The 10473-nt window shown below is 47.8% G+C and carries 5 protein-coding genes; 2 read left to right on the top strand and 3 right to left on the bottom strand.

The window, feature by feature from the left end; all coding sequences use genetic code 11:
• Positions 1–745 precede the first annotated feature (745 nt).
• On the bottom strand, positions 746–961 hold the full coding sequence (locus NG833_RS09720) for a hypothetical protein (RefSeq protein ID WP_254565094.1): 216 nt from the start codon (positions 959–961) through the stop codon (positions 746–748).
• Between the two features lie 172 nt (positions 962–1133).
• Here NG833_RS09720 and NG833_RS09715 point away from each other — a divergent pair, with 172 nt between their 5' ends.
• Together NG833_RS09715 and NG833_RS09710 are read left to right on the top strand one after the other, a co-directional pair.
• On the top strand, positions 1134–1730 hold the full coding sequence (locus NG833_RS09715; RefSeq protein ID WP_015149709.1) for a peroxiredoxin: 597 nt from the start codon (positions 1134–1136) through the stop codon (positions 1728–1730).
• A 171-nt stretch (positions 1731–1901) separates the two neighbouring features.
• On the top strand, positions 1902–2462 hold the full coding sequence (locus NG833_RS09710; RefSeq protein ID WP_254565093.1) for a redoxin domain-containing protein: 561 nt from the start codon (positions 1902–1904) through the stop codon (positions 2460–2462).
• A 105-nt stretch (positions 2463–2567) separates the two neighbouring features.
• Here the strand turns inward: NG833_RS09710 and NG833_RS09705 are convergent, their stop codons facing one another.
• Together NG833_RS09705 and NG833_RS09700 are read right to left on the bottom strand one after the other, a co-directional pair.
• Positions 2568–4403 (bottom strand): EAL domain-containing protein, encoded by a 1836-nt coding sequence (locus tag NG833_RS09705; protein WP_254565092.1) that lies wholly within the window; start codon positions 4401–4403, stop codon positions 2568–2570.
• Positions 4400–9889 (bottom strand): PAS domain S-box protein, encoded by a 5490-nt coding sequence (locus NG833_RS09700; protein ID WP_254565091.1) that lies wholly within the window; start codon positions 9887–9889, stop codon positions 4400–4402. Before NG833_RS09700 ends, NG833_RS09705 begins: the two co-directional genes overlap by 4 nt.
• Between the last annotated feature and the right edge of the window lie 584 nt (positions 9890–10473).

Below are 10473 nucleotides of genomic sequence, written 5' to 3'. Positions count from 1 at the left end.
TGGATGAAACGCTAAAAACGTTAATGACTACATTGTAGCACTAAGGGATAGGCAAGGGATAGGCGGTTAAAACCGCTCGTTCGTTTTTCCTCTGCGCTCTAAAGATGCGCAGTTCCCAAACTCTCGGACTTTTCTGATGGTTTTCCCCTCTGACGAGCTTCAACAAACTTTTAGGGTGACGGTTTTCTCGGTAAGGTCAAAACCGTCTTGGTGGCTAGGGGGGGAGTCTGGTTCGCTGTATTGGTGCTATTGAGCAAGAACTAGATTTCGTGTCCGGTTCCCAGGTTATCCCCCTGAATCAGATTACCCTGGTTCAGATACCCCCAAGGTCACAAGAAACTTATTTTAAATTCAAGCCCCCATTCTGGATTGTGCAATGCACCCTGTTGGTTGAGTTGTATGTGGTCCCGCCTATCGAATAGAGGGACCTGTTTTGAGGCGATCGCGTTATCTCTTCTCAGGGGATTCATTATAGATTTTAGATTCACAGCGCGCCAGATTGGGCAGATTACTCCCGTTCGTAGTAACGACTTCAGTCGTTTCTTCCCGTTCTTAGTAACGACTTCAGTCGTTTCTTCCCGTTCTTAGTAACAACTTCAGTCGTTTCTTCCCGTTCGTAGTAACGACTTCAATCGTTGCCCTCCTGTTATGACATCAGCCATAACACAAGCAATCCCAGGGTAAACCCAAGCTATTTCTTCAGGTTCGTAGTAACGACTTCAGTCGTTGCTCTCCTGTTATGGCATCAGCCATAACAGGAGCAATCCCAGGGTAAGGCGTGAAGAAGGCGATCGCCTTCTGCACGCGGATAACGACTGAAGTCGTTACTACGAACAGGACAGAAGAACCCAGAGTCAACCCCTTGCCGGATTGGTAACTTGAGGTGGAGGCTGATATGGGGCGTGAAGAAGGCGATCGCCTTCTGCACGCGGATAACGACTGAAGTCGTTACTACGAACATGAGCAATCCTCCCCATCTCCCCCATCTCCCCCTACTCAAAATCGTTATGATTATGATATTCTTGTAACGGTTCGTAAAGAATCCGGTGCGTTAATCGCCGTGAGCGTGCTTTCCAAGCCTACGCCACAGCAGGTTCGCGCCAGTTAACCCTCATAACATGGAGAATCAAACAATGACCGAAGGATGTATCCGCGTCGGCCAACAGGCCCCCGACTTCACTGCCACTGCCGTTGTGGATCAAGAGTTCAAAACCATCAAACTCTCCGACTACCGGGGTAAATATGTGGTGTTGTTCTTCTATCCCTTAGACTTTACCTTTGTCTGTCCGACGGAAATTACTGCGTTTAGCGACAGTCATGGAAAATTCAGCCAACTGAACACCGAAGTGCTGGGTGTGTCGGTTGACAGTGAATTCTCTCACCTGGCTTGGATCCAAACCGATCGCAAGTCTGGGGGTCTCGGCGACTTGAACTATCCTCTGGTTTCCGATATCAAGAAGGAAATTAGTTCCGCTTACAATGTCCTCGATCCTGAAGCGGGAATTGCTCTGCGTGGACTATTTATCATCGACAAAGACGGTGTGATCCAGCACGCCACTATCAATAACCTGGCATTTGGCCGTAATGTCGAAGAAACCCTGCGGATTCTGCAAGCGATTCAGCACGTTCAAACTCACCCCGATGAAGTTTGTCCGGCAGGTTGGCAACCCGGTGCGAAGACGATGAACCCGGATCCCAAGAAGTCTAAAGAATTCTTTGCCGCTATCTAATTCCCATTGGTGGGATTGGCATCGGAGGCGATCGCGATGGAAACTTGATCGGCGATCGCCTTTCAACCCTTTGAAACCCAACTCTTTCCCCAAGCGACTTCAGCAGGGATTGAGTTGGGTTTAAAATTTAGGCATAATTTTTTTAATGAATTGGCTCAAGAGGTTTAAACCATGTTGACATCTACGGATTTTAGAGGATTACTCAATCAACGCTTTTTCAATAATTTTCTGCCGGTTCCTGCCCTCAATAAACTCTACCCGGAAGTTTGCCCCCCTGACTTTCAACTTCCTCATGTCAATGGGGAGGGTTCGATTCGCCTTTCTGAATACCGCGAAAAACAACCTGTCATTCTCTATTTTACTCGGATTTTTACGGAAAAACAATATTGTCCCCTCTGTTTTCCTCACATTAAGGCCATGAATACGGCGTATGAGCAGTTTGTAGAAGCCGGTGCGGAAGTGTTATTAATTACCAGTACCGATGAACGTCAATCTCAAATTGTCATCCGGGATTTGGGATTAAAAATGCCGGTGTTGTGCGACCCAAGTTGTTTAGTGTTTCGGGCGTATGGGACAGGACAAGCTTTGGGTGCACCGTTACCGGCCCAGTATTTACTGGATATAGAGGGCAAGTTACGGTTTAAGCATCTGTTTTCATTTTTAGAACCCAATGCTCAAGTGAGCCGCTTATTAGAGCAGTTACAGCAGTTGCAACAACCTATAGGGGTTTAAACGATTGGCGGACTGTAGGGGCGCTTCGCGAAGCGCCCCTACAAGCGGGGGATAAATCCCCCGCTTGTTGTTGCAACAGGTGCTGTAGCAAGTCCTAATTGAGGGTTACCACTGGGGAGAACGGGCTAACAATTCGCCGATCGCCTCTGGATCTAAGGGTTTAGAAAAGAGGTATCCCTGGGCGAAATCACAGCCTAATCCTCGGAGTTTTTCTAATTGGAGGGGAGTTTCCACCCCTTCGGCGATCGCAATCATCCCCATTGTGTGAGCAATTCCGATAATACCGGGAACTAATCCGCACTGATGTTCCTTGCCATCGATGCGATTGATAAAGGAACGGTCAATTTTGAGGACATTGACGGGAAATTCTTCGAGGTAACTTAAGGAAGAATAGCCGGTGCCAAAGTCATCAATGCTTAATTCTATCTGGCAGTCGCGAATTTGGTGGAGAATGTCCAGGGTGGCTTGGTTTTGATTGGCGATCGCACTTTCGGTAATTTCCAGTTTAATCATTTGAGGATTGATTTGGGTGGACTCCAGGAGTTCCCGCAGATGCTGGATAAATGAAAATTGCAGAAAATGCCGCGCTGATAAATTGACACTACAAGTTACCGTGTCATTAATCAGGTTTTGATGTTGCCACGCTTGGAGTTGTCGAACGGATTCCTGTAATACCCACAGGTCAATACTGGCGATTAAACCTGTTTCTTCAGCGATGGGGATAAAATCGATGGGAGAGATAAATCCTCGGGTGGGATGTTGCCAGCGCACCAGGGCTTCAAAGCCGTAAATTTTGCCGCTAGTCAGGGAAATAATCGGCTGATAATAAACTTTAAACTCTTGTCGTTCTACGGCCCGTCGCAAGTCATTTTCAAGCTGGAGACGGTTTAATGCCTCATCATGCATGGCCGGATCGAAGAGGTAATATTGGCCTTTGCCTAGGGCTTTGGCATGGTACATGGCGGTGTCCGCATCCCGGAGGAGATATTCGGGTTTTTCGTGGTAGAAACTGCCGAGGGTAATGCCGATACTGGCATTAATAAAGACTTCATAGCGGGAGAGTTGAAAGGGTTCGGTTAAAGAGTTTAAGATGCGATCGGCGATGGTTTGTGCGCGGTCGAGGGTGGGGAGTTCTTCGACGAGGACTGCAAATTCATCGCCCCCTAACCGGGCTAAGGTATCTTCTTCTCGGAGGGCGGATTGGAGGCGTTTGGCAATGGCAATCAGGAGTTCATCTCCGACGAGATGACCGAGAGAATCGTTGACGACTTTAAAGCGATCGCAGTCTAAAAACAGGACGGCAAACTGATACTGGGGGTTGGCTTTCCGGAAGGCGATCGCCTGGTCCAATCGTTCCATAAATAAAGCACGATTGGGTAAATTTGTCAAGGGGTCATGAAGGGCTAAATGGAGTAACCGTTCTTGGAGTTGCTTCCGTTCCTTGATTTCCTGGACTAGCTCTTGATTAGACTGTTCTAACTGAAGGGTTCGTTCTTGAACCCGAGTTTCCAGTTCGGCATTGAGTTGCTGAATTTTTAATTCAGCATCCCGTCGCAAAAGTTGAGTTTGAATGCGAGCTAAAACCTCTTCCAATTGAAAGGGCTTACTAATATAATCAATCCCGCCGACGTTAAAGGCTTTGACTTTATCAAAAGCATCATCTAAGGCACTCAAAAAAATGACCGGAACTTCACGAGTGGCCTCATTTGTCTTTAAAATTTCGCAAACTTGATACCCGCTCATATCCGGCATCATGATATCCAGTAAAATCAAGTCCGGGACAACAATGCGACAGGCTTTGAGGGCCATTTGACCATTTAAGGCTTTGCGAACTTTATAGCCTTCCTCGGTTAAAATCGTGGCCAGATAGCGGAGATTATCTTGAGTATCATCCACGATTAGAATATCTTTTTGGAGTATTTGAACAGATTCGGAGTTCATTGGCCCTCCTGTTGAGTCAATTCTTCAATGAGATCAAACTGATAGTTATGGGCTAACTCCGCTAAGGCTTTGGATAAGGGGGCCAGATCCGGGGGAATCTCTTCGAGTAAGTTTAAAATCAAATCATCGCTGCATTGCATGGCGGCATCAGAAAGCTGATGAATCCAACTTTCAGGCATAATTTTTAAAGCCTCCGGGGAGAGGGAATACTGGGGTTTAGGACTATCTGGCTGGGGGAGGTTCAGGTCGTCTGAGTAGAGGTCTTCAAAAATATAGTCAATCTTCAGATATTTGCCGATGGTTTCCAGCAAAAGTTCTTCTTGAAACGGCTTGCGAATGAAGTCATCGCAACCGGCATCTAAAATCATTTTTCTTTCTTCCTCAAAAGCACTGGCCGTTAAAGCGACAATGGTCGTTTTTTGACCCTGAGCGGTACTTTTAATATGTCGGGTGGCTTCATAACCATCCATGACGGGCATTTGCATATCCATTAAAATTAAGTGAGGTTTCCAACTGTGATAAACCGCGATCGCCTCTTGGCCATTCTCCGCCTCTTGCACCTGAAATCCGATGGATTTCAAAATTGTCTTCAACAATAGACGACTTTCAAAGGCATCATCTACGACTAAGATGCGAGATTCGTTGGCCTTAGCTTGGGGGGCGATCGCCACGGCACGACGCTTGGTTTGGCGAGTTTGAACCTCTCCCTCGCTACTTGGTGCGATCGCCACGGCAAAGGCAAACACCGTTCCTTGCCCCACGGTGCTGGTGACCTGAATATCTCCTCCCATTAATTGTACGAACTTTCGGCTAATTGGTAAACCCAGACCCGTCCCTTGCTGAGATTTCCGGCCTGTTTCTGTTTGTCCAAAGGGTTCAAACAATTTCCCCATCTCCTCCGGGGCAATACCGGGACCCGTATCCTCAATTTCAAAATATAAGAACTGACCCCGATTACCGGAGTCCGCAAAATCCCCCTCCCCAGGATTCCCCCCTAGCGGGGCATCTTTCACTTCAATCCGGAGGATAACGCGCCCTGTTTCCGTAAATTTAATGGCATTCCCCACAATATTAATTAGGACCTGGCGCAATTTACTCTCATCAGTTTTCACAAACTGAGGCAGGGTATCGCACCCTTCAAAAATAATATCGAGTTGCTTAGAATCCGCCTTAAGCTGAAACATATCATTTAAAGATTTCAGCAAATTAATCAAATCAAAATTGACCGGATTAAAACTCATTCTCCCGGCTTCAATTTTAGACATTTCCAACACATCATTAATCAAAGCCAACAAATGACCCCCTGCCCGATTAATAATTTTTAAATGCTCATGATTTTCAGGCTTCAGGGAGGAATCCCGGGCCAGGATTTGAGTAAACCCCAAAATCGCATTCAGGGGAGTACGCAGTTCATGGCTCATATTGGCGAGAAACTCACTTTTGGCACGGTTGGCCGCATCCGCAGCAAGGGCGGCTTTTTGGAGGGCGTGGGATTGTCGCTGAGTTTTTTCCAGTAACTCCGCTTGCTGGAGGGCGACTCCCAACTGATTGCCAATTTGAACCACCACTTTAATTTCTGCTTCCTTCCAATGGCGAGGGCCGCTATTTTGATAGCTGGCTAATAATCCCCAGAGTTTATTCCCAGAAAAAATCGGAACAATAATATAGGCTTTGGCTTGAAACTGCTCTAGGATAGTGAGGTAAGACTCATCAAATCCCGCCTTGTAAACATCTTCTACCGCCAAATAAGTCAAGCCTAAATTCCAGTCTTCAGTCCGGGCGGATTGCATATAGCAATCTTCCAGTCCAACCTCTTTGTCCCCTAGCAAATCAGAGTCGCCCCCGGTTAGGTTCACCGCCGTTTCGGGTAAATCCTGGATGTTATCCATTAAAGAAATCCATTCGGGACCCGTGGATTCGGCCACCACCTCACCTCGCCAGTCGTCATGAAAATGGTGAACCAACACGCGATCGCACTTGAGCACCTGGCGCAATTCCCGGGTGGTTGCCGAAAAAATCGTTTCCAAATCCAGCGTCTCGCGCATTCGTTGAATCACTTGGGACAGGGCTCGTTCGCGTTGGACACTTTCCTGTAAAGCTTCTTCCGCTTTTTTCCGTTCCGTAATATCCGTCAAAGTTCCCGTGAGTCGGTACGCTTCCCCCTGCTCATTTCGGATACATTTGCCCTTGACTTCCACCCAAATCCAACTTTTATCTTTCCGTTCCATGCGGTGGGTATGATAATAGTAAAGTGGATTTTGCCCTTGCACATGATCTTGCAGGGTTTGCATCGCCACCGACAAATCATCCGGGTGCACCTTATTAAACCAAGTGCTAACCCGATAGGGTAATTCCCCTTCCTCATACCCTAAAATTTGCATCCAGACCGGGGAGTAATAAATCTGGTCATTTTGTAAATCCCAATCCCAAATCCCATCATTCGTCCCAGATACGGCTAATTTGAACCGTTCCTCACTTTCGCGCAGGGCATCTTCCGCCCGTTTGCGTTCCAGCAGTTCAATTTTAGCTTGCTCAAACAGGGTACATTGTTGAATGGCGATGGACAATTGCACAGAAAGCTGCCGCAGAGATTCAATTTCCGATTCATGCCATTGTCGTTCTCCACTACAGTGATGAGCAATCAGCAATCCCCATAATTGTTCCCCTTGTCGCAGAGGAACCACCAGATTCGCTTGAACTGCAAATTGACTGAGAAGTTGCACATGGCATTCCGACAGTCCAGCCTTGTGAATATTATCAATCGTCCGAATTCGACCTTGGGCGTACAGGGGAATATGGGTTTCAATGAAACAGCGGTCTTCGATTTCAATCCCTTTAACAGACATCCAGTCAGAACCCACGGATTCAACCGCAATTACCCCACTCCAGTCCGGGTTAAAACGGTAAATTAAAATGCGGTCCGTGGCTAAAAATTTCCGAACTTCATTCACTGCGGTTTCCAGGACTTCCTCTAAGTCAAGAGAGGAGCGAATCCGTTCCTGAATCGAACTGACCAGGCGTTCCCGTTTTAGCTGCTGCTGTAAGGCAATTTCTGCCCGTTTGCGTTCGCTGATATCGGTAATGGTGCCCAGATAGCCCTTGACTAAGCCATCCTCGCCGATTTCAGCGATCGCCTGACCGATCGCCCATACCACAATCCCATCAGGACGGACAAACCGATATTCTGACTTAAACGGAACCCGAGTTTCAGCCGCTAAAAACCACTCCGATTGCACCCGCTTGAAATCATCGGGATGGAGATTGGCAATCCAACTTTTGCCGATCGCCAGTTCTAAAGAAAGTCCCGTCAACTCACTCCATCGCTGGTTAACATAAAGACAATTTCCCTGGGCATCCGTATGAAAAATACAAACCGGAGAGGCTTCAGCCAAAGTCTGATACCGCCTTTGACTCTCATCTAAGGCAGCTTCCGCAACTTTTCGGGGCGTAATATCTTTGTGGGTACCGCTCATGCGTAGGGGGATGCCAGATGGGTCTCGTTCTACTACTTTACCGCGCGAGAGAATCCATTTCCACTCCCCAGACTTTGATTTCATTCGTAATTCCCGTTCATACACTGGGAGAATCCCCTCTAAATGGTCCTGTAACGCCCGCAGCGTGGGCTTGCGGTCCTCGGGATGTAATAAGTCTTCCCAGATTTGATAGTAATTGTCAATTTCCTCCACCTCATACCCCAGCATCCGTTTCCATTGCGGGTCAAAATAGGTTTTTCCTGTGGGAATTTGCCAATCCCAGATGCCCAAATCACTGCCTTCCAAGGCCAATTGTAACCGCCGTTCACTCTCACTCAAAGCAGCTTCTGCCACCTTTTGACCAATGGAGGAACCTAACTGAGTGGCAACCGCCCCCACTAAGGCGATCGCCCGGTCATCTCGGGGACTTTCTCTGCGTTTAAAGAAGGTTAAAACTGCTAAAATCCCATTGCCTCGGATAATCGGGACCGCAAAACTGGCTTTTAATCCCTGTTTGACCGCCATTACTGCATCGGCGAGAGAGTCAGTTTCTTCGGTCAAATTTTCAATCCATTCCGGTTGCCGAGACTCCCAAACCCGTCCGGGAAGTCCTTCTCCCAACCGATAGATAACAGGTTCCCGTTGCAGTCGGAACGATTCCACATCGGGTTCTGGGTAATACCAACCGGGACGATAGGTGAGGAGTTGCTGATTTTCATCGGGAAGCCAAGCCTCTGCTACATCCCAGTTAATGGTCATACAAATGCAGCGTAAGACAGAGGCTAAGGCATTTTCTAAATCCGGTGCATGACGGATGGCTTGATTGGTATCTAACAGCAGGCGAATTTCATCTTCACTTTGCTTGCGATCGCTAATATTACTAAAGGTACAAACCACTCGTTCCACCTGGCCCGATGAGTCGAGTTGCGGGTCCATATTCAGCAGCAACCATACCGTATCTTTTTTCCCCCACCGACAGATTCCTGTGACTTGGTTTTGCACCGGCTGACCCTGGGCGACTGCTATCTGAAGGGGATGCTGTTCTTGAATCGAAAGGGTGCCATCGAGGGAAAGAATTTGCCAATTGAACTCGAAGGCATTTTTCCCTTGTAACTCGGATTCTGGAACATCTAACAGGTCACTTGCTAGGGGATTACTTAATACAATGGTGCCATTTTTATCTAAAAGTAAAACCCCAACGGACATATTTTCCACCAGAGTTCGGAATCGGGTTTCACTTTCCTGGAGGGCCTGTTCTCGTAAAAGGTGGGATTGATAGCGGCGATCGACGAGGGAGGTAATTAGGGTGCCAATCAGCAAAATCAGCGTTCCCACGCCGATTTGCATCGCTAACCAGGATGGGTCTGCCCCTTGAATCTGCATCGCTTCTGGGTGGGAAATTGCCTCAAAACAGGTGGCCCACATTCCGGTATAGTGCATCCCGGCGATCGCCATTCCCATAATTCCAGCGCTGCCCAGTTTAACCCATTCCCGATGAGGATTGAGGGAATTGCGAACCTGAAATGCCAACCCTAACGCCGCAGTGGAGGCAAAAATGGCGACTGCCACAGACAGGGTGACGCCCCAGGGATTGTACTCAACCCTTGCCGGAACCTGGACTGCTGCCATTCCTAGATAATGCATGGATGCGATCGCCAATCCCATGACCACCCCCCCTCCCACCAGGAGGCCGACCCTCAACTGCTGACGATTGTACAGCAACATCGCCAAAGCCGAGGCGACAATCGCATCCACCCAAGACAACAGGGTAAGCGGGATATTGTATGCCGTGGGGACCGGCAACTGTAACGCCAACATCGCGATAAAATGCATCGACCAGATGCCGGTTCCCATCGCCACCGCACCCCCCACACTCCAGATTAAGCGCGATCGCATCGAAGAGTTGGGATTAACCCGTCCCGCTAAATCCAACGCCGTGTAAGAAGCAACAGCCGCAATAATTAATGAAAGCGTGACTAAAACCGGCTCATATTGACCCCGAATCATCTCCATAATTGTCCCTGAGATTGACTTTTTTGGCTTAACAAAATATTGTGAAATCTAGCGCAATTATCAAACCATTTTTGATAACTTTGGTTAAAATTAATTCTTAATGCCCTACTTTAATTGGGAGCATCTCAATTTGGTCTCAAAGGGGAATTTATACGTCTTGCTCCCCCTTCCCTCTTAGGGAAGGGGGCTGGGGGGTTAGGTCTCTTTGCCAAATTGAGATGCCCTACTTTAATTTCCAAGTTAACAATACAACAATCTCTAATGGTCAATTATAAAACATCTCAAAAGGGGTCTAAGCGTCACCGCTCTTGTTGAAAACACCACTTCTTCCCAGAAGCCCCTGAGTGTTGCATTTGAATTCGCCTGCGAGTAACCCGTAAAGCAGGGTGGGAATATGCCTGTCTTGGAGGCACTCAAACCCTCTATCATTGTAGTCCAACCCTGAGTAAGGGCCGAGTGACCCGATTAGGTATTTCTGGCTGGACCCTAGACTGACCCGATCCTCCGTCAACCCCAAACAATGCCCAAATTCAGACAAGCCGCTTGGTGGTAGGGCTAACGAAACCAACCGAGCTTTTTCTAAG

Origin of the sequence: Oscillatoria sp. HE19RPO (genome assembly GCF_024220515.1) — a bacterium.
Lineage (GTDB): Bacteria > Cyanobacteriota > Cyanobacteriia > Cyanobacteriales > Laspinemataceae > Laspinema.
Note: the sequence above shows the minus strand (reverse complement) of the source record. Positions and strands in the feature narration are given on the sequence as shown.

Excerpts from the sequence above, each read along its gene's own strand:
- NG833_RS09700 (WP_254565091.1), bottom strand. The coding sequence starts at position 9,889 with ATGGAGATGATTCGGGGTCAATATGAGCCGGTTTTAGTCACGCTTTCA.
- NG833_RS09720 (WP_254565094.1), bottom strand. The coding sequence starts at position 961 with ATGTTCGTAGTAACGACTTCAGTCGTTATCCGCGTGCAGAAGGCGATC.
- NG833_RS09710 (WP_254565093.1), top strand. The coding sequence starts at position 1,902 with ATGTTGACATCTACGGATTTTAGAGGATTACTCAATCAACGCTTTTTC.
- NG833_RS09715 (WP_015149709.1), top strand. The coding sequence starts at position 1,134 with ATGACCGAAGGATGTATCCGCGTCGGCCAACAGGCCCCCGACTTCACT.
- NG833_RS09705 (WP_254565092.1), bottom strand. The coding sequence starts at position 4,403 with ATGAACTCCGAATCTGTTCAAATACTCCAAAAAGATATTCTAATCGTG.